Source organism: Microcystis sp. (genome assembly GCF_048564745.1).
In the GTDB taxonomy this organism is placed as follows: domain Bacteria; phylum Cyanobacteriota; class Cyanobacteriia; order Cyanobacteriales; family Microcystaceae; genus Microcystis; species Microcystis ichthyoblabe_A.
In genome coordinates this window covers 12,341-34,948 of record NZ_JBLZRT010000208.1, presented here as the reverse complement: position 1 = coordinate 34,948, position 22,608 = coordinate 12,341, and the positions used below count along the sequence as shown (strand labels likewise).

Genomic DNA, 22,608 nt, shown 5'->3' with positions numbered 1-22,608 from the left:
AACAGAGTTCAAACGCTTGTGTGGCGTGTATCCAGATACATTTAAGGATATGGTAACAGTCCTAAAGGCAGAAAAAGTTTGGCAAAAAAAGACAGGAAGACCTAGCAAATTGAGTACGGAAGACCAACTACTAATAACACTAGAATATTGGCGAGAATATCGCACCTATTTTCATCTAGGAAATAGTTGGGGTATTAACGAATCAACGGCGTATAGAATTGTTAGGAAAGTAGAGAATATTCTCATCAAATCAGGTCTGTTTAATCTACCTGGAAAAAAAGCCCTATTAGAAAGTAATAGTGAAATAGAAGTAATAGTGGTGGATGTGTCAGCACAGGAGAGCGAATATTTTGAAGCGTTTTTATGCTTCTTTTTTCCTGAAGTTCACCAATTAATTGATTGGAGAAAAATTCCCGAATCCCTAGAAAAAGTATTTCTCCAAAATTGAGATGCATCCTATTTTCTGGGAACATCCCAATTTTGCAAGCGGAGTGACAGCATAACCCCTTCCTACCTAAGTAGGGTTTGGGGTAGTCGATGTCGGACCAGAATCAGCTCCTGATGGGGCAGTTTTATTCAATTCTGCCCTACAAATTGATAGTATCAGAGGAGCAGCATCCACTCCCGTCCCTGAATCCGCTGCTATTCTTGGAACCCTAACCGTTTTGAGCTTCGGAGTGAAGTTAAAGCGCAAAGGAAAAAACGAGGCGCATCAATGATATAAACCAGTGATCCTACCAAACCGTTAATACTAATCCAGATGCAGTAATATTTTGATCACAAGTTAATAAAGTTACGCTTTCTTCTTGATTGGCTAAAACCAGTACCGTTGCCACAATTTGTCTATCGTGCATTTCCGTAATTGTCAACAAGCTCAGGGTCTGTTTAATAATTCTTGCATCCAAAGAATAGATAACTAAACGCGGATCAGAATTTACGGCATTAAATAATTCTAAAACCGAAGGGATTGATGTTCTGCCTCGCTCAACAATCCAAGCCGCTTCAGCTAAAACAATAGCCGGTAAAACTAATTCACTGTTCGGGTCAGAAAGGATCGTTTTGGCATTTTTTCCCAATCGGGGATTCCCTTCTAAAAACCAAATTAAGGCGTGAGTATCCAGCACATATTTCATCGGTTTAAGACCAATCTAAGTGGTCATCTGCATCGCCCTGAAATTCGGCGAATGAAAAATCTTCTTCTGTAGATTGATAATCCCCCGTGAACATTCCAAAGCACATCAATTTGGGATATTTTTGGATTGGTTTATCTTCTAAAAATGTGATAATAACTGAACTTTCTTCTAGGTTATTGGGAGTTTCTAAAAGCTCGATCTTTCCTTGTCTATAAATGCCTTTAACTGATTGTAGCATTGACTTAGTTTCCTAATTGTTAATTAAGTTTTGGAGATAGTCTATCTAATTTTACCTTAAATATTTTCTGGAAGCATCTCAATTTTGCCAGTGGAGTGACAGCATAACCCCTTCCTATATAATAAAATGTTAAGTTTAGACTCGGCTTGAGCTATGTCTTTTAGCCTATAACAGTTTCTATCTTCTTGTCAAACCAAGGATTCTAACTATTTTTTGAGATAACTTTAAGTCTCAATATCTTCCTTGATTGTTACTATTTTTACATAACTACTCTAGGAGAGCCTTTATGGTTTATCTGAGTTAAGTATGCTAAGATGATAACACCGCTTCATTAAAAACTGATTTGAGCCAATTGTTTTTATTACAAATATTTTACACACTTCAAGCAACATGGCTGACCACTACTACCAAATCATTACCGTCCGCACCAAACACCATCGACAAAGAAGCGTCAGAAACTCGCCCCTTGGCGAAGCGGTGGGGAATAGTTCATTACTTCCACAGTTTTATATTTTCTTTAGAGATGGACTGTCCTAAAACCTGCTCAGAGCGGCCAAAAGTCAGAAAATAGAAATAAAGGTGCGATTGGAGAACTTAAGCCCCGATCGCACACATAAGCCGCCATTGGAGAAAGATAAAGTTATGGCAGATAACTACAGAAGTCGCATTGTTACCCAAGGTACCCAACGCAGTCCGAATCGGGCTATGTTAAGAGCGGTAGGTTTTGGCGATGAGGACTTTAGCAAACCCATCATCGGCATCGCTAACGGATTTAGCACCATTACCCCCTGTAACATGGGAATTAATGATTTAGCAATGCGTGCCGAAGCAGGAACCAGATTAGCGGGGGGAATGCCGCAACTTTTCGGGACTATCACCATTAGTGACGGGATTTCCATGGGAACAGAAGGGATGAAATATTCTCTCGTTTCTAGGGAAGTAATCGCCGATTCCATTGAAACCGTCTGTAATGGTCAAAGTCTCGATGGAGTCCTCGCTATCGGGGGTTGTGACAAAAATATGCCGGGGGCAATGATTGCCATGGCCCGGATGAATATTCCCGCTATTTTCGTCTATGGTGGCACGATTAAACCGGGGCGCTACAAAGATTGCGATTTAACCGTGGTCAGTTCCTTTGAAGCCGTGGGACAGTACAGCGCCGGTAAAATCAGTGAAGAAGACCTCATCGGAATTGAACGCAACGCTTGCCCCGGTGCTGGTTCCTGTGGTGGGATGTTTACTGCTAATACCATGTCTTCCATTTTTGAAGCCATGGGGATGAGTTTACCCTACTCCTCGACCATGGCCGCCGAAGATGCGGAAAAAGCCGATAGTACCGAAGAATCGGCCAAGGTTTTGGTCGAGGCGGTTAGAAAACAGATTCTCCCTAGCCAAATTTTGACCCGTAAAGCCTTTGAAAACGCCATTTCGGTAATTATGGCGGTGGGGGGTTCCACTAACGCTGTGCTGCACCTTTTAGCCATTTCCCGCACCATCGGGGTAGAATTATCGATCGATGATTTTGAAACCATCCGCCAGCGTGTACCGGTTATCTGCGATCTTAAACCCTCCGGGCGTTACGTTACCGTAGATCTGCATAAAGCCGGCGGTATTCCCCAAGTGATGAAAATTCTCTTGGTTAATGGTTTACTCCACGGGGATGCCCTCACCATTAGCGGTCAGACTATCGCCGAGATTTTAGCCGATATTCCCGACCAACCGCCTTCAGGCCAAGATGTTATCCGTCCTTTTAGCAATCCTGTCTATAAAGAGGGTCATTTAGCCATTTTAAAAGGAAATCTGGCCACAGAGGGGGCCGTGGCCAAAATTAGCGGCGTGAAAACTCCGGTCATCACTGGGCCTGCGCGGGTGTTTGAGTCGGAAGAAACCTGTTTAGAGGCAATTTTAGCCGGAAAAATTAAAGCCGGGGATGTGGTGGTTGTCCGTTATGAGGGACCAGTAGGCGGACCGGGTATGCGGGAAATGTTAGCCCCCACTTCGGCAATTATCGGCGCCGGTTTAGGGGATTCCGTGGGATTAATTACCGATGGTCGTTTTTCCGGGGGAACCTATGGCATGGTGGTCGGTCACGTCGCTCCAGAAGCAGCGGTGGGTGGTACAATTGCCCTAGTAGAGGAAGGAGATCAAATCACTATTGATGCTCGTCAGCGTCTCTTGCAGTTAAATGTATCGGAGGAAGAATTAACCCGTCGTCGTAACCATTGGCAACCGCGTCCCCCACGCTATAAAACGGGAATTCTCGGCAAATTCGCCAAGTTAGTCTCCTCTAGCAGTCTCGGCGCTTTAACGGATCTGAATCTGTTCTAAAAGTATAACTAGGGTTTGCGGCAAAAAGCTTTTCGGTGGTGGCAGGGTGTGGGGTGTGGGGTGTAGGGTGTGGGGTTTTATCGATTTTCAGGGGGTCAACTACCTAATTTTCAGGGAAAAAGCACCCACTGCTCACCCAACACTCCCACTGATAACTGATAACTGATAACTGATAAGACTGACGAACCTAATTACTATAGATTAATGACTATGACCTATCTACTCACTGTCTATCGAGCGCTCGAATGCCGTCCAGATACCTATCGGGACTGGTATGACCAAGGCAATATTTTAAGAGAAAGAATGGACTATTTGGGAGCCTTAATCAGCTACGAAAAAGCCTTAGAATATTATCCAGATGATTATTGGGCATGGTACAAAAGGGGTATGATACTAGAAGACTTGGGAATGTATGAAGAAGCGGCTCAAAGTTATGCTAACGCTGCACAGGTAAAGGATGATAACTATTGGGCTTGGTACGATCAAGGTTGTGTTTATCTACAGGAATTAAAGGACTACGAAAAAGCGATCGCTTGTTTTCAACGGGCCCTAAGTCATAGTCCGGGGGACTATTGGGCGGCCTACCGGCAAGGGGAGGCCTATCGATTGCTGAAAAATTACGAACGCGCTATCACTTTCTATGATCTGGCCCTAGGGGCGCGACCCCGGGATTATTGGGCCTGGTATCGTCGCGGCGACGCTTTCCGGGATTGGGGCAATCCCCAAGAGGCTTTATTTAATTATCGTACCGCCCTCGATATCCGACCGCAAGATTACTGGTCTTGGTATCAACAGGGTGTGATCTTACAAGCATTACAGCGCCTGCCAGAAGCGATCACCTGTTATGAAGAATCATTAAAAATCGATCAAGATGATCGCTATGCGTGGTATAATGCCGCCTGCTGTTATGCCGCCCTCGGTCAACAAGAAAAAGCGATCAACTGTTTACGCGAAGCCATGGACATAGAACCGGATATATGTGGCGAATTAGTGCGTAATAACTTTGTTTTCGATGGTTTAAGGCAAAATGAAACCTTTAATGACCTCTTGAGTTGCTATTCCCCCAGCTAAAATCTTTTTGCATCACCTAGGGTTTGCTGAAAGGGTTTGTCCTGGGGTGTGTGGGATTTTAGGCATTTTCAGGGGAAAAGTGCCTAAAACTTCCCCCCGATTGCTCAAACGGCTGGCACTTTTTTGATGGCAAAAAAGCCTAAAAATATTAGCCAACAAGGTTTTTAGATTTATTCAGCCAGTCTGGATTAGCTACAATTGCAATTAGAGAAAAATTATTGAGAATCTTATGCGAGAACTAGACAGAGACAAAACCATCGAACAACTGAACGAAATCATGGAATTTGAACTAGCGGGAGTTGTCCGTTACACCCACTATTCCCTGATGGTGACAGGTCCCCATCGCATCCCTATCGTCCAATTTTTCCAGACTCAGGCCACGGAATCCCTCACCCACGCGCAACAAGTCGGGGAAATTCTCACCGGTTTAGAAGGTCATCCTAGCTTAAAAATTGCCCCCATCGAGGAGAGCTATGAACACAATATCAAAGCAATCTTGAGTGAGAGCCTCAATCATGAGAAAAAATCCCTTGATTTGTACAAAGCACTCCTAGAAACCGTCGAAGATGCCAGTATTTACCTAGAAGAATTCGCTCGCGGTATGATTGGACAAGAAGAATTACACAATCTGGAAATTCGCAAGATGCTGCGGGATTTTGCTTGAGCTAGGATCAAACCTAGAGTTTATCGACTAGCTTATGAATCTTAGTTCCGCTTTACCCACTTTTATTATCACTCTCCGGGAAGGTTTCGAGGCCGCTTTAGTGGTGGGAATTGTCCTCGCTTGTTTACAAAAATCGGGTCGATCGCAACTTAACTCATGGGTGTATCGTGGTATTGGTGCGGGAGTGGTCGCTAGTGTTTTGGTCGGTATTTTGCTAGGGGGAATCCTTTTGCAAGTGGATGCTTCTCCTAGTCCTTATGTACCAATGCTCAAGGAATTATTGGCCGCCACTTTTGGACTGATTGCCGTCTTGATGTTGAGTTGGATGTTAATTTGGATGACTCAACAGGCCAAATCTTTGAAATCTGAGGTAGAAAGTGCGGTAAAAGCGGGTTTAAAATCGGAAAATGGGGCAGGAAAAGCGATTTTTCTGCTCGTTTTTATCGCTGTCTTGCGAGAGGGATTTGAAACTGTCCTCTTTATCCTGGCCCAATTCCAAAAAGATTGGCAGATACAAACCTTCGGTGCGATAGCGGGGTTAAGTGTCGCAACCTTGTTGGGAACTCTCCTCTTTGCGGGGGGAGTAAAAATTAATATCCGTCTCTTTTTCCAAATTATGGGGACTTTCCTCCTCTTAATCGTTGCGGGATTACTCATCGGTGTTTTGAAACATATCGACGCAGGAATCAGTCTTTTAAGTGAAATTGACCCTTTTTATCGCAATTTCTGTCCTTCTCTCCCCTCCTCCTGTCTTCTCGGTTTTCAAGTTTGGGACGGTTCCCAAATTTTGAGCGATCGCACTTTCCCCGGACTCCTCCTTAAATCTCTGTTTGGTTATCGTCAAAACCTCTATATCAGTCAAATTGTTGCTTATATCCTCTTTTTACTGCTTATCGGTGGCCTCTATTTCCAAAGCTTACGACAACGTCCTCAAACAGTGATCAGTAAACAGTGATCAGTAAACAGTAAACAGTAAAAAGACAGTAGGAAACTTCTATTTAATACTGCACACTTAAAAACTCACATCTGATAACTGTTAACTTACCCACTGATAACTGTTAACTTACCCACTGATAACTGATAACTGATAACTGATTATGACTACTTGGCAATGTGACGGTATCCCCAAAGATGGTAAAACTTATCCGCAAGCGATTGCGGGAGGTCATGAACCCTGCGAAAATACTACTCCTGATTGTCCTATCTGTGGCCTGCCTAGGGAAGCGATGGATCCCGTAACAACGACGGTTAAAACCACGGTGGTGGTGTCCCCGGGGGGTACAACTAGAGTTGGCCAAAAATCTAACTGGTTACTTCCCTTCGCTTTGATAATTACCGCTTTAACCGCAGGTTTAGGGGGTTGGAGTCTATTGCAAATGCTCATTCCCAAACCCGATACTCCCCCAGTCGTCCTGGAAGAAACCCCAGACAAGCAAACCAAGGCAACTTTTGTGAGTAATACGGCTAAAAATCCCGATTTATTTAGCCAAGGTGAGAAAATACTGCTTAATTCCACTCCTAACAAAGAAAAAGGCGCAGCGGCCTTTAAAAAGGAAGATTGGGCAAATGCGATCGCAGCTTACCAACTGGCGGCCACTCCCCAAGCAAACGATCCGGAGGGCAAAATCTATTACAATAACGCCAAAGCTAGACAAAAAGGTAATCAAAAGACTATAGCCGTTGTTGTCCCCATCGCTAACGACCCCAACAGCGCCAAGGAAATTCTCCGAGGTGTGGCAAGGTATCAAGAGGAGTTTAATAATTCTAATCCGGGTAATCCTTTGGAAATAGTCATCGCTAATGATGGCGGTGGGTTACAATCAAAAGCGATAGCCGATGATCTGATTCAATCCGGTCAAGTTTTGGCAGTTACGGGCCACGGAATCGATCCTTTTAGTCAAAAAGCGATTGAAAGTTACCAAAAAGAAGGATTAGCGATTCTTTCTCCCCTGACTACCAGTGTTAGTCAAACGGGAAATGCAACCCTGAAAACCATTCCCCTTAAGGATAAGTCTCAGGAAGTTTTAGGCAGTTATCTGGAAGCAGTGGCCAAAACTTTGGCTAATTATGCTAGTCAGCAAGAGAATTCTCCCTCAGTGGTTCTTTTTTATAATTCCGATAGTCCCTATAGTCAAAAATTAAAGGATTCCTTTGCTAAAGCGATAAAAGAACCGGGAGGCAAGATAGTTAAGGAAATAGACACCACCAAAGCCAATTTTAACGCTAAAACCGCCATAGATCAGGCAAAACAAGCCGGCGCTAGGGTGGTATTTTTGGCCTTGAGTAAAGACGGCGATCGCATTGATCAAGCCGTGGCTATTGCCCAAGAATCGTCTGGAATGCTCTTATTAGGCGGAAATGAACTTTATACACCCGATATCCTTATTCAAGGAGCGGATAGCATCGACGGATTAGTTCTAGCAGTACCTTGGAGTTTCCAAGCAACGGATCCCTTTGCCAAAGATGCGCTGAAAAGTTGGCGCGGTCGCGTCAGTTGGCGTACTGCTACCGCCTACGATACCATGAAAGTATTAGGGGAAGCGATCGCTAAAAGTTCTGACCGTGCTACTGTAGTCGAAACTTTAAATCGAGGAATCACCTTGCAGGGAAGCACCACGGATTTTAAGATTTTTAATCAAGTTCCCTTGGTGCGTGCTAATCGCGGCAATGAGGGGCCAAAGGGTTCTCAATATCAATTCGATCCTATCTAAAATAGACAATGTGATGTCGAGGAGTAGAATCAAGTCTAATTTTATGAACAATATCTTACCCATCCTAGCTTTGTTAATGTCGGTGTCGGGAATTGCCGTGTCTTTGGGACGGGAGGAAGTCCGATGTCGTCTCGGTTTAGAATCGGCAGCCTGTCCCCGGGAAGAACAAAAAACCAGCGAAGACACCCCCCCAGATACCCCCGCAACTACCCCAGAATCTCCCCAGATAGAAGAAACTCCCGCGGAAACTACCCGTAATAGCGAACCTTCCCCCGAAGTTTCCCCGTCTCCTGAAAGCGAAACCCCGGTGGAATTCACCCCCATCCCGGAAAAGAACCCCAGTCCAGAAGTCCCCCCCGAAAATCCCCCCACCCCGGAAACCAAAGCGGTGGAAAAAACTCCAGATGCAGAAAAAAGTCCGGATGTCAATCCATCTAAAGATGGAGAAACTGAAAGTATTCCGTTAGAAGTTATTCCCCCCGCACAGTAAAATCGGACAAAATCAATTTCTGGATCTGTAGGGTTGATTCATGAATCAACCCTACAGACTCCGGACAGTAAAATCGGACAAAATCAATTTCTGGCTGAGGATAGGAACTCATGCAAGAAGTAGTTATACTAAATCTGGTTATTAAAGACTGATTATTTATTCCCCTTTTTGCATGAGTGCATGAGTAGAAAACGGGTTTCTCCGAGAAACCCGTTTTCTGTGCGTTACTCAATTGTATCTAGCTTCTTTCGGCAAACCCTAACTATTGGATTAACGTTTCTTGCGAAGTCCCATTAATCCGAGTCCTGTAAAGGCCAGTCGATTTTTTTGAGAAAATTGAAGTATATTAAGTTTTATTAAGAACAATGAAACTGCAACGGTTATCGGTGATTCAAAAGTATTATAATTGTCTTTGTTATCCTAAATCAATAGTTTTTGCTTGTCAATAATTATGAATAGTTATCAAACCTATTTAACCATCGATAATTCTCAGAAGATTATCCTCTCTAACTTACCCTTTAAAGCAGGAACAAAGTTAGCCATTAACATTCAAGTAGTTGAGGATGAAAAGACAGAAGCCGATTTTGAAGCTTTATTAGATAAAACCCAGGCAATCTGGACTAAAGGAGATGGCTTAGAATATCAGCAAAAAATTCGGGAGGAGTGGATATGAAACGATTAATAGACTCCTGTATTTTAATCGACCATTTTAATGGTATTACCCAAGCTACAGTTTATCTAAAAGCTCACCGAGATGAAAGTTATATTTCTGTCATTACTAAAGCCGAAGTTCTCATTGGTTTTAATGATGATAATTCCTTTGAAAAAGCAGGAGAGTTATTAAGCCATTTTCCCCTGATAGATTTAGATGTCAACATCACTGATTTAGTCATTCAAATCCGTCGTGAACAAATCAAAAAAAAGGCAACCAAACAGCCTAACAAAAAGGTTATTCAATGGAAATTGCCCGATGCCATTCAAGCAGCGATCGCCCTTTACTATAATCTCAAATTAGTCACTCGTAATACCCAAGATTTTGATCTCAATCAACATCCATTTATTGAGATTCCCTATACCATCTAACAATAAAACTGAAACAGTTATCGGTGATTCAAAAGTATTATAATTGTATTTGTTATCCTAAATGAATAGTTTTTGCGTGTCAGTAGTTATCAATAGTTAGGGTTTGCTGAAAAAGTACGGGCGACGATCCCTAAAACCCTTACCTTGCCTACATTTCACATTTATTCAGCAAGCCCTATTTACTTTTATTCAAAATTAATTAACTTCTAATCCCGGAATGCTTAACTGTTCGGTTTTTGGCTGTGTTTCCCCCAGATAATCCCCCTGCAACATATTAATTAAACAGCCACCAAGATGATAGGCCATATTCACGGGAACCGCATTACCAATCTGTCGATATTGAGAGGTTAAATTACCGGTAAATTGCCAATCATCGGGAAAGGACTGCACTCGTGCATATTCTCTCACAGTCAAAGGACGAGTTTCTTGGGGATGGCATCTTTCTGTTTGGGTTTGTGCCGGACTACAGGTAATAGTTAAAGCTGGTTCATCCCAAGATAATCTTTTAGCATATCCTGTCCGTCCGCCGTGATTTTTGAGACTATTTTTCATATATTCTTTTTGAATATCCATCGGCAAATTCCGCCAATTTCCTCCTGGGGGAACTAAGGACATAATCTCTTTTTTTCTTTCTTTATATTCTACTCCTGGAGAACTGGGACAATTCTCTAGAGCTTTTTTCAGAGAAATAGTATAGTTTTTATATTGGGGAAAAATCGGTTTAATATTTAGGTCTTGACGGGTGGCAATAATAATTAATCTTTCTCTTTTTTGGGGAACATCGAGAAATTGGGCTGATAAAACTTGATAAGCAGCATAATAACCGATTTCCTGTAAAGCTTGCAGCATTAATTGCAGGGTTTCTCCTTTTTTATTGCTTAATAATCCTCGAACATTTTCGGCCATAGCGATTTTAGGTTGCACTTCCTGTAAACAACGAGCAAACTCAAAAAATAGGCTCCCTCTCAAGTCTTCTAATCCTTTTCCTAACCCAGCATAACTAAAAGGTTGGCAGGGAAAACCTCCAGCTATAACATCTATTTTGTCTCTAAAATTAGAAAATTTAATCTTTTTCATGTCTTGATTTATAACATTCCATTGCGGTCGATTGAGTCTTAAAGTATTAACACAATCTTGGTTAATTTCCACAAGTAATTGCGTTTTTAGTCCCGCATTTTCTAAACCTAAAGCCATACCACCACAGCCAGCAAATAATTCGATAACCGTGTAATTAGTTGGCTCAACAGTTTGTAAAATTCTCAATTCTCCGGGGGATTGGTTATTTTTAAGATTGGTTAATTGCTCGAGATCAAATAACCAATCAACTTGATTTATTTTCTGACCTTTGATTAATTTTTTCTTTTGCCATGTTAGTATTTCTGCGGTAGTTACACCGAGAATATTAGCAGCTTTTTGTAGATTTACCTGAGTCATAAGCAATAATTAGCAACTTATCTACGTTTTTATTATAAATCAAAGTAGCTAAACTTGATAAACAACAATAAAGGCTGAACAAGGTTCAGCCTCCAGTATAACTTTTAACTCTTTCCTAATTGCGTCCCGGAACTGTATATTTAAAATTCATCGGGCCGGTATAACCAGAAATCTCCGCTAATTTCTCTAATCTTTGGGTTCCCGAATATTCTTGACCCTTAATAATCCAAGTGGGGAAACCTTTAATTCCGGCATCGCGACAAGCTTGGGGATTACCATTAACCCCTTGGGGATCGCATTCGATATAAACCCCTTCTTTTTTGAGGATTTCTCCCGCTTCCTTACCAAATAACTGTTTTTGATCGTAACAGTGGGGACACCAAAAAGCCCCGTATTCTTTCGCACCAATTGCTTTTAAATGTTTAGCCAGGGCGATTTCTGCTTTTCCCGAAACCGTGGTTACTTCCCAACCGTAGGGAGGTTTAGCCGCTGTCATTGGCCGGGTAATTTCTTCTTTTCCTGCTGCCACCGTCGGGGAATTTACTCCCGCATAAACCGCTAAAGTTCCCACCAAAGTAATCATGGCCACCACAACCATCGGCAGTATAATTTGTCCTAAACCTTCCCATTCGCGACCGATAATTGTGAGAATTAATAGGGTTAAAGCGAACAAGGCGGAAGTGATGCAGTAGGGACACAATTCCTGTAATTCCGTGGCTAGAATATACATTAGATAACCACTAAATACCGCCATCGCCGTCGCCCCCGCTAACAGCAATAACCAAGTATTATTTTCTAAACTTTTGCGGAGATTTTTCTGAGTTTCCCCATTAATAAATAGAGGACTGAGGGCAAAAACCGCCATGGCAATATAGGCCAAAAAACCGAACAAACTCAAGGGCAGCCCGAAAACCGTAGCGTAGGGACTATTAAGAACACCAGTACAACCAGCCCCATCACTAGCCCCGGCGGTACAGGCAGCGGCCCCTCCCGTCAGTTTGGTAATGGTTAAATAGCCGGTCAGAATCGCCCCCACGATCGAAACGCCCCCAATTAGGGGCCGGGAGTAGCGATGAATCCAAGGTACAGAACGACGACGCATAATATTATTTAGATTAAATTACAGCAGAATTCAGGAGTCAGGAGGTAAATCGAAATGTACTTTGTCGAAAGGAAAAATTCCCTAACCATATTGTGTTAATTAGGACGTTTTCAATTCCTAAAAACTTAGGCTCGCTGACGACCGATAACTATCCGCCATTCTAGCAAGGGGTTATGTGGACAGAGGCAAAGAAGGGAGAGAATTATTAATTTTTGCCTTTTGATCGTTGATCTGCCGGGCCGTTTCCACAAATTGCGACACCCGGATCGGATCCACCGGTTCAGTAATTTTGCCATGACGCTTGAGGGAACTAGCCACGATCACCCCATCGGCAGCCGGCAGCAACTGCCCGATATTGTCCAAATCAGCCCCGCTGCCGATAAAAACCGGTGTTCCCTTGGCCGCTGCCACTGCTAGTTCCAAATCCTCAAAACTAGGGGGGCTACCGGTGGCCCAACCGGAGAGGATCACCCCGTCTGCTAGTCCCCGTTCGATCGTATCTTGCACTGCCGTGGTCAGATTAGGGGTTCCCAGGGGGCGGGCGTGTTTAACCAAAACATCCGCTAAAATTTTGACCTCAGACCCCAATTCGCGCCGATAACGCAGGAGTTCGTGGGCCTGACCCTCAATAATGCCCTGATCAGTGGCCATAACCCCCGTTAGCACATTAACCCGAATAAATTGGGCATTGACACAGGTAGCGATCGCTAAGGCACTATGGGCATCATTGCGGAGAACATTAAGACCAATCGGTAAGACCACCAGATTTTTAATGCGATCAACAATTAACGTCATGGCACTAACCACGGCGGGATCCACCTGTTGCTTAGTAAAGGGGGCATCAAAAAAATTCTCGATAATCAAACCATCAACACCACCGGCAGCCAAAGCCGTCGCCTCTTGTTCAGCCCGCTCGATCACCGTCTTGAGACTGCCACCCCAACGGGGGGAAGTGGGCAGGGGGGCGAGATGAACCACGCCAATAATCGGGTTTTTTGTCTTGAAAGTTGCAATTAAGTTCACAGCGTCTACTACTCTTAGCGTCCCAAACCATGCGCCGCTCACCCATTTTAACAGGGTGAAGGCCTACCCACGGTTCCACGGGGGGGAAATTATTTTAACTGCTAATGATTTTATCAATTCCGGAATCCGTTAAAATGTCTTAACATTAGAGAAGTTTAAGATTTGGTTGATACTCGATCGCATGGGCAATAAGCCAACCATCGCTATCTCACACCTAGGCTGTGAGAAAAACCGGATCGACTCCGAGCATATGTTAGGACTGCTGGCCAAGGCCGGCTATCCCGTAGATAATGACGAGGAGTTGGCCGATTACGTTATCGTTAATACCTGTAGTTTCATTCAAGCAGCTAGAGAAGAATCCGTTCGCACCCTCGTGGAACTGGCGGAAGCTAATAAAAAAATTATTATCTCCGGCTGTATGGCCCAACATTTCCAAGATGAACTCCTGACGGAATTGCCGGAAGCCGTGGCCATTGTCGGCACAGGGGATTATCAGAAAATCGTCGAGATCGTGGAACGGGTAGAGACGGGAGAACGAGTCAAAGAAGTCAGCACCGATCCCACTTTTATCGCCGATGAAAATCTGCCCCGTTATCGCACCACCAGCGAGGGAGTCGCCTATCTGCGGGTGGCCGAAGGCTGCGATTATCGCTGTGCTTTCTGTATTATTCCCCACCTGCGCGGCGATCAAAGATCCCGTTCGATCGAGTCCATTGTGGCGGAAGCGCGACAATTGGCTGGCCAAGGAGTCCAAGAATTAATTCTCATTTCGCAAATAACAACCAATTATGGGTTAGACTTATATGGCGAACCCAAATTAGCGGAACTCTTGCGAGCGCTGGGAGAAGTCGATATACCTTGGATTCGCGTTCACTACGCTTACCCGACCGGGTTAACGCCAAAGGTTATCGAGGCGATCCGAGAGACCCCGAATGTTTTACCCTATCTAGACTTGCCGCTACAGCATTCCCATCCCGACATCCTGCGGGCGATGAACCGTCCCTGGCAAGGACGAGTCAACGATGGCATTATCGAGCGGATCAAGCAAGCTATCCCGAACGCGGTTTTACGAACGACTTTTATCGTCGGTTTCCCCGGAGAAACCGAGGAACATTTCAGCCATCTGCTGGAATTTGTCAAGCGTCATGAGTTCGATCACGTCGGGGTGTTTACCTTCTCCGCCGAAGAAGGTACAGCCGCTTTTGACCTGCCCGATCCAGTGCCACAGGCAATTATGGACGAACGCCGCGAAAGGTTGATGTTAACTCAGCAACCGATCTCGGAACGCAAAAATCAAGCTTATATCGGTCACACTGTCGATGTTCTCATCGAACAGGAAAACCCGGAAACAGGAGAATTAATCGGGCGTTCCGCTCGTTTTTCCCCGGAAGTGGATGGCTTGGTTTATGTGACAGGGGAGGCGATTCTAGGTGCGATCGTACAGGTCCGAATCACTGCGGCCGATACCTACGATCTCTACGGCGAAATAGTCTAATTTTTCCATTTTTCTTATTTAATTCCCACAAAACAATCCCTATGACCACTGGTTTCAACAATTTAGGTTTATCCGATAGCCGTCTTCAACACCTAGAAACGCTTGGATTCACCACCCCCACGGAAATTCAAACCAAAGCCATCCCTCTCCTTCTAGAAGGGCATGACATGGTAGGAATGTCACAAACGGGAACCGGCAAAACCGCCGCCTATTCCCTGCCTTTACTGGAACGCATGGACACCAAAAATCCTAACGTTCAAGCTTTAATCCTCACCCCCACCCGGGAATTAGCCCAACAGGTGGCCAGCGCCATCAAAGATTTCTCTGATGATCGTCGTCTCTTTATCCTGACAGTCTGTGGTGGTCAATCCATGGAACGTCAGATCCGCAGTCTGGAAAAAGGTGTCCAGATTGTGGTCGGGACTCCCGGCCGGGTAATCGATCTGCTCGATCGCAAAAAACTCCATCTAGAATCCCTAAACTGGGTAGTCCTCGATGAAGCGGACGAAATGCTCAGTATGGGTTTTATCGATGATGTTAAGAAAATTCTGCAAGCATCCCCCTCCACCCGTCAAACCGCCTGTTTCTCGGCAACTATGCCCCGGGAAATCCGCGATTTAATCGCTAATTTCTTGAAATCTCCCGTTTCTGTGACGGTTTCTCAACCCCAGGCCGCTCCTGCTAAGATCGAGCAGAAAATTTATCTGATCCCTCGCGGTTGGACGAAATTAAAAGTCCTGCAACCCCTGTTAGAGATCGAACCCCTAGAATCGGCGATTATTTTCGTCCGCACCAAGCAAACCGCGGCCGAATTAACCTGCAAACTGCAAGAAGCGGGACAAACGGTGGATGAATACCACGGTAACTTAAGCCAAGTGCAACGGGAACGACTGGTGCAACGTTTCCGCGAGGGCAAAATTAAATTAGTGGTAGCCACGGATATCGCGGCCCGCGGTCTAGATGTGGAAAATCTCAGCCACGTTATTAACTATGATCTGCCGGATAATGCCGAAACCTATATTCACCGCATTGGCCGCACCGGCCGCGCTGGTAAAACAGGAACTGCTATATCCTTAGTAGAACCGATCGATCGGCGTTTGTTGCGTCAGATTGAACAGCGTCTGCGTCAACGTCTGGAATCTAGTCCCATTCCTAGCCGCACCGAAGTAGAAGCAAAACGCCTGACCAAGCTGCAAAATCAGCTAAAAGAGGCTTTATCGGGGGAACGGATGGCTTCTTTCTTGCCTTTAGTGCGGGATTTAAGTGAAGAATACGATCCCCAAGCGATCGCGGCTGCTGCCCTGCAAATGATCTACGATCAAAATTGTCCCCAGTGGATGAAAACCGATTGGGAAGTTCCCGCAGCGACGAGCAGTAAACCGGTGATTAATAAAACTCCCCGCGGTGGTGGTAATAAGTACCCTTCTAAGTCGAATAACCGTCCTTCCTTGGACAAAAAAATTGTCTTTCAAGAACGTTAATTTTTAGTTCTTGAATGGATAACTTTAAGAGTTGATAGACCTTTTTGGTTCTGTCAACTTTTTTTATGTGTACAATTCATAAAAACTACACATCAAATTCCTCCTTTTTCCCCTTTTTTAAGAAGATGCCGAAGCTAGGGGGATCGATTCTCACCAGACATCGACCAGCTAATATCATTTTTCAAAAGTAATGACAGACTTAGTTGATCATTTCAAAGCGCAATCCCTCTCGGAGAAAGGAATTGCACTTTCAGATGTTAGTCACGACTATTGAAAATTGGTATAATCTGGACTTGAAGATAACTGCTATAATCTACTTATCAATAGTTAATAATTTCGATGAATCGATCGCAACTTATCCACAGGCAAAGCTGGTTAATTGAACATTTGCCGGGGTTAAGTGACCAAGATTGCCAAAAATTAAAGGATTGCGGTATCGACACCACCGCACAACTTCTGCAAAAAGTTCGTCCGCAATTGGGGAAGGAAAAATTAGCAGTAAGAATGCAAATCCAGGCTAAACATATTAATAAGTGGGTGGCAATGGCGGAATTAGCCTCAATTCCCTCGGTGGGTCGTCAATACTGCGGTTTGCTGGTTCATGCCGGTATTGCTTCCATCCCGCAATTGGCACAGGTATCAATTCAGCAATTGCATCGACAGATTCTCCGCTTTCAGGTGGCTAATCTGCAAAGACGCGATTTATGTCCCGATATTGCGGTGATGTTAGCTTGGATTGAACAGGCGCAAATCTTAACCAGAGAGTTAAAATAAGCCCTATTTACCAAAATTTTGGCATAAATTAACCAAAAGTAGTGCCATTCCATCCCCAAAGATCACCTTTCGCCTCGGCAAATTCTAGATAAATGCGATTTTTCGGTATTCCTAAATAAGCCTCAATTTCTTGACAAAAATCACTACTCATGCTTTTAGTTTGAGCGGCGGAAATAGAACCAACACTTTTAATCTCCACATAACACACTGGCTCAAAAGTGCCAGCAAAAGTCATTTTTATCCCCGATTCTAAAGCTGTCATCACATAGGATTCGGGTTTTCCCAGATGTTTAGCTAATTTAGCCGAAAGACTCTGCAAAAGTTGATTAACTGTCTCATCATCGAGGGAGGTGACAGAAGTTTGAATTTTAATTAGAGGCATAGGAAAAATCTCAGCAATATTTTTCTATAATATAGCGTTTCCTGTTCGCAAGAGGTACATTATCGATGTTAAAAAGCTTAATCAGCAAAGGTTTAAGTTTGCCAGACAGGTGTGAGAACCGCTATAAGTACCTTTTTTATCCAGAAAAGCGATCGATGATTGTTTTGATAATTTATCTCAATTAGATGACTGTGATCCCTTCTGTTTTTTAGAAAGGGTTGCCACTTCTGAGCAAGCTTTTCCACAAGCAGAACATATCAACGTTGGTGATGGTTGACGCTGGCTAAAACCGAGGAGAACAACCGATCACTATCTAGTCTCTAAAGACAGTTAAGGAGGTACAATTTGGATAGAATCTCAAGCAGGTGAAGGAGCAACTTTTTATTTTACTTGGCATAAAAATCCTCCTAGTTAAACCCCAACTAAGTTGAGAACCGTGGTTTTTCCTCCTCTGTTTTAAGATGAGTTTTGACCCATAAGCGCTCAGCCGAAACCAGATGAAAAGCACCAATTCAGACTTGAATTGGCGTGTTTTTAAGTCAGAACCAGCACAATTATCCGATAGATGTTTTAATTTCTTTCCAAGTAATTATCCGATCAGGATTTCTTTCGTGATCATCAACCTAAAAAGATTTAATCGTGTTTAAAGATTCGGTAACGTGAGCTTTAAAATCTAACATAGAATCAAAAATATGTCTGACGATTCCCTCTTTATCAATGATATAGGTAACTCGTCCGGGGAGGACAAATAAGGTAGAGGGAACACCGAATAATTTCCGCACTCGGTTATCGCTATCACTTAAAAGGGTGAAGGGAAGATTATATTTTTGGGCAAATTGTTGATGGGATTGGGGACTATCGGCACTAATCCCAATAACTTCCGCACCCGCATCGGTAAACACTTCGTAACTATCGCGGAAAGCGCAGGATTCTGCGGTACAACCCGGGGTGTCATCTTTGGGATAGAAATAAATGACCAGGGATTTTTTACCGATTAAATCGCCGATATTAAACGTTGTCCCTGTTTGGGAGGGGAGAGAAAAATCAGGAACTCGATCGCCTACTTTTATAGCTGCCATAAGATTAATTAATTGATAGATAATCGTGGATAGGGTAATACTTTACATTCTAACCTTTTTTGGCCTTTTGTTTAGCCCGTTTAGCGGCAGCTTTGGCCGCTTTTTCGGCTTCAATGCGTTTTTGTTCGGCTTTTTGTTTTTCTTCGTCTAGTTTTTCTAGATAATAGTGATAATCTCCCGCATAGACAATTAATTCGCCATCCCGAATCTCGACAATTTTGTTAGCTACCTGGGAGATAAAATAACGATCATGGGAAACAATTAAAACCGTGCCTTCATAAACTTTTAAAGCCGATTCTAACATTTCCTTAGCGGGAATATCGAGGTGATTAGTGGGTTCATCGAGAATTAATAAGTTAGCGGGAGCAAGTAACATTTTGGCCAAAGCAAGACGCGCTTTTTCGCCACCACTCAAAGATTCTACTTTTTTTAATACCGTTTCCCCACTGAATAAAAATCGCCCTAAAAGACTGCGAACTTCTACATCTTTCCAATCGGGAACTTCATCATGAATGGTATTTAAAACAGTTTTAGTTAGGTCTAAAGCTTCCGCTTGGTTCTGCTCAAAATAACTAGGAATAACGTTATGTTTACCGATTTCAATCGAGCCTTCTGTGGGGGTTTCCAACCCAACAATTAAGCGTAAAAGCGTCGATTTTCCCGCACCATTGGGGCCTAAAAACGCCACTCGATCGCCTCTTTCTATTTCCAGATTTGCTCCCAAAAAGAGAATTTTATCATCGTAAATGTGAACAAGATTTTTAATCGTTACCACTTCTCGTCCACTACGCACTGCTGGAGGAAACTGGAATTTTAAGGTACGCACATCGGCGATTGGCGCTTCAATTTTTTCCACCTTTTCTAATTGTTTTTCCCGGCTTTTTGCTTGGGTACTGCGGGTGGCACTGGCCCGGAACCGATCCACGAAAGCTTGCTGTTTTTCCAGTTCTTTTTGTTGACGTTCGTAGGCACTTAACTGAGCGGATTGTTGTTCGTATTTTTGCTGTAGGTAGGCAGAATAATTACCTAAATAAGTGGTAGAAACTCCCCTTTCAGTTTCGACAATTTTGGTACAGAGGCGATCAAGAAATTCCCGGTCGTGGGACACTATGACCATGGGAGTTGTTAAGTCCTTGAGGAATTTTTCTAACCATTCAATGGTTTCTAAGTCTAAATGGTTAGTGGGTTCATCGAGGAGTAAAATGTCGGGAGTTTGCAGGAGAATTTTGCCTAAACTCATCCGCATTTGCCAACCACCACTAAAAGAACTTACCAAGCGATCGCCGTCATCAACAGTGAAGCCCATTTCTGGTAAAATTTTCTCGATGCGTGCTTCTAATCCGTAACCATCTAACCCTTCAAATTGTCTTTGTAGGCGATCCAATTGATGAATTAAGCGATCTAATTCTTCAGGATCAGCTTTTTCCATGTGTTGGGGAATTTCTATTAGTTGATGGTGGACTTGATTCGCTTCTTGAAACACCGTCCAAAATTCCTCGCGTACCGTCCGACGGGGATCCACTTCAAATTCTTGGGTAAGATAGCCGATATGGAGACTGGTAGGACGGATGATCTCCCCGGCGGTGGGTTCCACTTCCCCCATAATAATCTTCAGTTGGGTGGATTTTCCGGCCCCATTGACTCCCACCAACCCGATGCGATCGCCAGTTTTTACTTCCCAAGTGACATCTTTTAACACTTCTCCCGTCGGGTAAATCTTACTAATTCTCTCTAGTCGTAGCATCGCTGATTTTTCTCCAGTCCTAGGCAATTGAGGCAGTCCGCCTTTATTGTAACATTTAGTTAAGCTTTATCTAGTCTTGGTCAAGTTTTCTCGATTGAGCCACCTGACAGTATTTTTGATCTGAAAGAGATAATAATGTTTAATCCCTACCCCATAAAAAAAGAAACAGCTAGTTTCATCACCAAAGATGGAATTAGTTTAGCTGCCGATATTTATCGTCCCGATAGTAGGGAATCTTTGCCCATTTTACTAATGCGACAACCCTACGGAAAAGCGATCGCTTCTACGGTGGTTTATGCCCATCCTAGCTGGTATGCACGTCAGGGTTATATTGTAGTAATTCAGGATGTCCGCGGACGGGGAAACTCGACGGGAAATTTTAATTTATTTGCCCATGAAATTAGCGACGGATTAGAAACTATTGAATGGGTTTTAACTATTCCTAATAATACGGGTGTGGTGGGAATGTATGGTTTTTCCTATCAGGGAATGACCCAATTATATGCGGCTGCTAATGGTCATAGCGCTTTAAAAACTATTTGTCCGGCGATGATTGCTCATGATTTATATCGAGATTGGGCCTATGAAAATGAAGCATTTAATTTACAATATAATCTCGCTTGGGCAATACAATTAGCTGCGGAAACAGCTAGATTAAAAGGGGAAGAAACTGCCTATCAAAAACTCTGGGCAGCTTCCCGAAATTTACCTCTTTTTGATCCTATTGCGGTCTCTCCCCAAATTTTACAAGATTTGGCCGCCGATTCTTTTTATCACGATTGGATTACTCGTTATCTTCCCGATGACTATTGGCAAAATTTATCACCGCAAAACCTGTTAAAAAATATCGATTTACCGATGTTACATATCGGGGGTTGGTTCGATCCTCATCTCCGGGGAACTTTGAGTTTATACCAAGAAATGCAAAGTCGTTCTATTTATCCCCAACGGCTAATTATTGGTCCTTGGACTCATCTACCCTGGGGGAGAAAAGTAGGAGAGATAGATTATGGTCAACAGGCAATTAGTCCTGTGGATAAAATGCAGCTGCAATGGTTTGATTATTTCTTAAAAGGTCAGGAAACGGAGTTATTTGAAAATCCTCCCCTGTATCTATTTCAAATGGGGTCTAATCAATGGCAATATCTGGAAAAGTTTCCCAGAGAAAATCAGCAAATTTATTATCTTGCTAGTCAAGGTTTAGCCAATCTGCGCGAGGATGAGGGGAAATTAAGCGCGATTTTGTTAGAACCTGCGATCGAGGATACCATCGTTCACGATCCTTGGCGACCGGTCCCATCTTTAGGAGGTCATAGCGCCCTACCGGGGGGAATATTCGACCGCACCATGCTAGACTGTCGCAGTGATGTGATTACCTACACTTCTCTCCCCCTAGAGAAGGATTTAACGATTTTGGGTAGTCCCCGTCTGGATTGTTATTGTCAAGCAGATGCGGTTAGTTTCGATATCTGCGCGGTGGTTTCTCAAGTTACCCCCGATGGTCGAGTTTTTAATATCACTCAGGGTTATAAACGGGTAAATAATCCCGAATCGCCCCTAAATATTGCCCTACAGGCCACTTTTATCACTATTCCTCAAGGTCATAGCTTGCGTTTAAGTCTGAGTGCCTCTTGCTTTCCCGCACATCCCGTCAACGCGGGAACCGGCAGCTATCCCCACGCAAGTCGAGCGATCGATTTTTCTGTTATCACAATTAAGGTTTTTTGTCAAGGAAATTTTCCTGCAAAATTGCTATTACCTTTAGTCGGGGAAAGCTAAACCGCTGCGGGGATCACGAATGTATAAACCTAACACCAAGGAGGAGATAACCGTATCCCAGACGGGAGTGAATTTGTCCGCATCATCGACCCAATAATCCATAGTAATTAAACATTGAACTCCGGAACCAATACCCACGGCAATGCGCGAATAAGCGGGTCGATTTTCTTGGGGGTCGATAAATTGAATTTGCACCCAAACAATGCGGACAGTTTGGCGTTTTTCTTGGATAACTTCGCCGATTTCATGAGGATTGCGGCCATCTTCACGAGCTAATTTTTTGACCATTCCTTTTAGGGGTAATTCTTTCCAATCTCCGGGGGGAAGTAAATTATAGGAAACCTCTAAACGACAATCATCATCGGGGGGTTTTCTATCCAAAAAACGAAAGGAATTATCATCGGGTTCAAAATGCCAATCTTGAGGAACTTCAAAGCGCACTGCACCGCGACCAGCTACAAAAATACTGTTACCCGGACTAGATTTCCAGTTATGATCTGGATTTAAGTCAAGGGTTTCTTTAATCCATTGCAGATTGTGTTTTTTCGATTTAGCCATAGGGATAATCCTGCGGTAAGAATCGGACTATAGCTATCA

Annotated in this window: 23 protein-coding genes; 14 read left to right on the top strand and 9 right to left on the bottom strand. The window is 43.6% G+C overall.

Annotated features, from left to right (window positions below):
• Both ACOCD9_RS21165 and ACOCD9_RS21160 read left to right on the top strand, forming a co-directional pair.
• On the top strand, nucleotides 1-448 hold a 448-nt coding region (locus ACOCD9_RS21165; protein WP_419548363.1), incomplete at its 5' end, for a helix-turn-helix domain-containing protein.
• A 145-nt stretch (nucleotides 449-593) separates the two neighbouring features.
• Nucleotides 594-719 (top strand): PEP-CTERM sorting domain-containing protein, encoded by a 126-nt coding sequence (locus tag ACOCD9_RS21160; protein ID WP_419548365.1) that lies wholly within the window; start codon nucleotides 594-596, stop codon nucleotides 717-719.
• A gap of 15 nt (nucleotides 720-734) precedes the next feature.
• On the opposite strand, the gene ACOCD9_RS21155 is transcribed toward ACOCD9_RS21160, so the two are convergent.
• Both ACOCD9_RS21155 and ACOCD9_RS21150 read right to left on the bottom strand, forming a co-directional pair.
• On the bottom strand, nucleotides 735-1,133 hold the full coding sequence (locus ACOCD9_RS21155; RefSeq protein ID WP_287702219.1) for a type II toxin-antitoxin system VapC family toxin: 399 nt from the start codon (nucleotides 1,131-1,133) through the stop codon (nucleotides 735-737).
• 4 nt (nucleotides 1,134-1,137) lie between these two features.
• Entirely contained in the window at nucleotides 1,138-1,371 is a 234-nt protein-coding gene (locus tag ACOCD9_RS21150) for a hypothetical protein (protein ID WP_002763254.1), read from the bottom strand.
• A gap of 642 nt (nucleotides 1,372-2,013) precedes the next feature.
• Here ACOCD9_RS21150 and ilvD point away from each other — a divergent pair.
• The 8 genes from ilvD (at nucleotide 2,014) to ACOCD9_RS21110 (ending at nucleotide 9,718) form a co-directional block, all read left to right on the top strand.
• On the top strand, nucleotides 2,014-3,699 hold the full coding sequence (gene ilvD, locus ACOCD9_RS21145) for a dihydroxy-acid dehydratase (RefSeq protein WP_419548362.1): 1,686 nt from the start codon (nucleotides 2,014-2,016) through the stop codon (nucleotides 3,697-3,699).
• 210 nt (nucleotides 3,700-3,909) lie between these two features.
• Nucleotides 3,910-4,770 carry a tetratricopeptide repeat protein gene (locus ACOCD9_RS21140; RefSeq protein WP_419548361.1) on the top strand — a complete coding sequence of 287 codons (861 nt, stop codon included), beginning with the start codon at nucleotides 3,910-3,912 and terminating at the stop codon, nucleotides 4,768-4,770.
• A 229-nt stretch (nucleotides 4,771-4,999) separates the two neighbouring features.
• On the top strand, nucleotides 5,000-5,434 hold the full coding sequence (locus ACOCD9_RS21135) for a ferritin-like domain-containing protein (RefSeq protein WP_002731529.1): 435 nt from the start codon (nucleotides 5,000-5,002) through the stop codon (nucleotides 5,432-5,434).
• A gap of 34 nt (nucleotides 5,435-5,468) precedes the next feature.
• Nucleotides 5,469-6,389: an FTR1 family iron permease gene (locus tag ACOCD9_RS21130; RefSeq protein WP_419548360.1), complete on the top strand. Its 921-nt coding sequence runs from the start codon at nucleotides 5,469-5,471 to the stop codon at nucleotides 6,387-6,389.
• Between the two features lie 142 nt (nucleotides 6,390-6,531).
• Nucleotides 6,532-8,145, top strand: a complete 1,614-nt coding sequence (locus ACOCD9_RS21125; RefSeq protein ID WP_287702227.1) for an ABC transporter substrate-binding protein — start codon at nucleotides 6,532-6,534, stop codon at nucleotides 8,143-8,145.
• A gap of 43 nt (nucleotides 8,146-8,188) precedes the next feature.
• The gene (locus ACOCD9_RS21120) at nucleotides 8,189-8,635 is read left to right on the top strand and encodes a hypothetical protein (protein WP_287702229.1); all 447 of its coding nucleotides are present in this window, start codon (nucleotides 8,189-8,191) and stop codon (nucleotides 8,633-8,635) included.
• Between the two features lie 451 nt (nucleotides 8,636-9,086).
• Nucleotides 9,087-9,308, top strand: coding sequence for a hypothetical protein (locus ACOCD9_RS21115; RefSeq protein WP_130756442.1), 222 nt, complete (start codon nucleotides 9,087-9,089; stop codon nucleotides 9,306-9,308).
• Nucleotides 9,305-9,718, top strand: a complete 414-nt coding sequence (locus ACOCD9_RS21110) for a PIN domain-containing protein (RefSeq protein ID WP_002776913.1) — start codon at nucleotides 9,305-9,307, stop codon at nucleotides 9,716-9,718. The genes ACOCD9_RS21115 and ACOCD9_RS21110 overlap by 4 nt, the downstream gene beginning before the upstream one ends.
• Nucleotides 9,719-9,913: 195 nt before the next feature.
• On the opposite strand, the gene ACOCD9_RS21105 is transcribed toward ACOCD9_RS21110, so the two are convergent.
• The 3 genes from ACOCD9_RS21105 to btpA all read right to left on the bottom strand — a co-directional run bounded on the left by ACOCD9_RS21105 (nucleotide 9,914) and on the right by btpA (nucleotide 13,277).
• Nucleotides 9,914-11,152: a DNA cytosine methyltransferase gene (locus tag ACOCD9_RS21105; RefSeq protein WP_287702232.1), complete on the bottom strand. Its 1,239-nt coding sequence runs from the start codon at nucleotides 11,150-11,152 to the stop codon at nucleotides 9,914-9,916.
• A 115-nt stretch (nucleotides 11,153-11,267) separates the two neighbouring features.
• Nucleotides 11,268-12,254: a vitamin K epoxide reductase family protein gene (locus ACOCD9_RS21100; RefSeq protein ID WP_287702233.1), complete on the bottom strand. Its 987-nt coding sequence runs from the start codon at nucleotides 12,252-12,254 to the stop codon at nucleotides 11,268-11,270.
• A 171-nt stretch (nucleotides 12,255-12,425) separates the two neighbouring features.
• On the bottom strand, nucleotides 12,426-13,277 hold the full coding sequence (gene btpA, locus ACOCD9_RS21095) for a photosystem I biogenesis protein BtpA (protein WP_008198523.1): 852 nt from the start codon (nucleotides 13,275-13,277) through the stop codon (nucleotides 12,426-12,428).
• Between the two features lie 181 nt (nucleotides 13,278-13,458).
• On the opposite strand from btpA, the gene rimO reads away from it, so the two are divergent.
• The 3 genes from rimO to ACOCD9_RS21080 all read left to right on the top strand — a co-directional run bounded on the left by rimO (nucleotide 13,459) and on the right by ACOCD9_RS21080 (nucleotide 17,027).
• Nucleotides 13,459-14,772, top strand: coding sequence for a 30S ribosomal protein S12 methylthiotransferase RimO (rimO, locus tag ACOCD9_RS21090; protein WP_419548359.1), 1,314 nt, complete (start codon nucleotides 13,459-13,461; stop codon nucleotides 14,770-14,772).
• A gap of 41 nt (nucleotides 14,773-14,813) precedes the next feature.
• The gene (locus ACOCD9_RS21085; protein WP_419548358.1) at nucleotides 14,814-16,253 is read left to right on the top strand and encodes a DEAD/DEAH box helicase; all 1,440 of its coding nucleotides are present in this window, start codon (nucleotides 14,814-14,816) and stop codon (nucleotides 16,251-16,253) included.
• Between the two features lie 339 nt (nucleotides 16,254-16,592).
• Nucleotides 16,593-17,027 carry a DUF4332 domain-containing protein gene (locus ACOCD9_RS21080; RefSeq protein WP_419548357.1) on the top strand — a complete coding sequence of 145 codons (435 nt, stop codon included), beginning with the start codon at nucleotides 16,593-16,595 and terminating at the stop codon, nucleotides 17,025-17,027.
• A 28-nt stretch (nucleotides 17,028-17,055) separates the two neighbouring features.
• On the opposite strand, the gene ACOCD9_RS21075 is transcribed toward ACOCD9_RS21080, so the two are convergent.
• From ACOCD9_RS21075 to ACOCD9_RS21065, 3 genes are all read right to left on the bottom strand, one after another.
• Nucleotides 17,056-17,409 carry a phenylpyruvate tautomerase MIF-related protein gene (locus ACOCD9_RS21075; protein ID WP_002734736.1) on the bottom strand — a complete coding sequence of 118 codons (354 nt, stop codon included), beginning with the start codon at nucleotides 17,407-17,409 and terminating at the stop codon, nucleotides 17,056-17,058.
• Between the two features lie 623 nt (nucleotides 17,410-18,032).
• The gene (locus ACOCD9_RS21070) at nucleotides 18,033-18,488 is read right to left on the bottom strand and encodes a peroxiredoxin (RefSeq protein WP_287702240.1); all 456 of its coding nucleotides are present in this window, start codon (nucleotides 18,486-18,488) and stop codon (nucleotides 18,033-18,035) included.
• 49 nt (nucleotides 18,489-18,537) lie between these two features.
• Complete coding sequence (locus ACOCD9_RS21065; RefSeq protein ID WP_419548356.1) at nucleotides 18,538-20,232, bottom strand: ABC-F family ATP-binding cassette domain-containing protein; 1,695 nt, start codon at nucleotides 20,230-20,232, stop codon at nucleotides 18,538-18,540.
• Nucleotides 20,233-20,367: 135 nt separating this feature from the next.
• On the opposite strand from ACOCD9_RS21065, the gene ACOCD9_RS21060 reads away from it, so the two are divergent.
• Entirely contained in the window at nucleotides 20,368-22,011 is a 1,644-nt protein-coding gene (locus ACOCD9_RS21060; protein ID WP_419548355.1) for a CocE/NonD family hydrolase, read from the top strand.
• Here the strand turns inward: ACOCD9_RS21060 and ACOCD9_RS21055 are convergent.
• The gene (locus ACOCD9_RS21055; protein WP_150975942.1) at nucleotides 21,994-22,569 is read right to left on the bottom strand and encodes a hypothetical protein; all 576 of its coding nucleotides are present in this window, start codon (nucleotides 22,567-22,569) and stop codon (nucleotides 21,994-21,996) included. The two genes, ACOCD9_RS21060 and ACOCD9_RS21055, sit on opposite strands and share 18 nt — an antisense overlap.
• Nucleotides 22,570-22,608 lie beyond the last annotated feature (39 nt).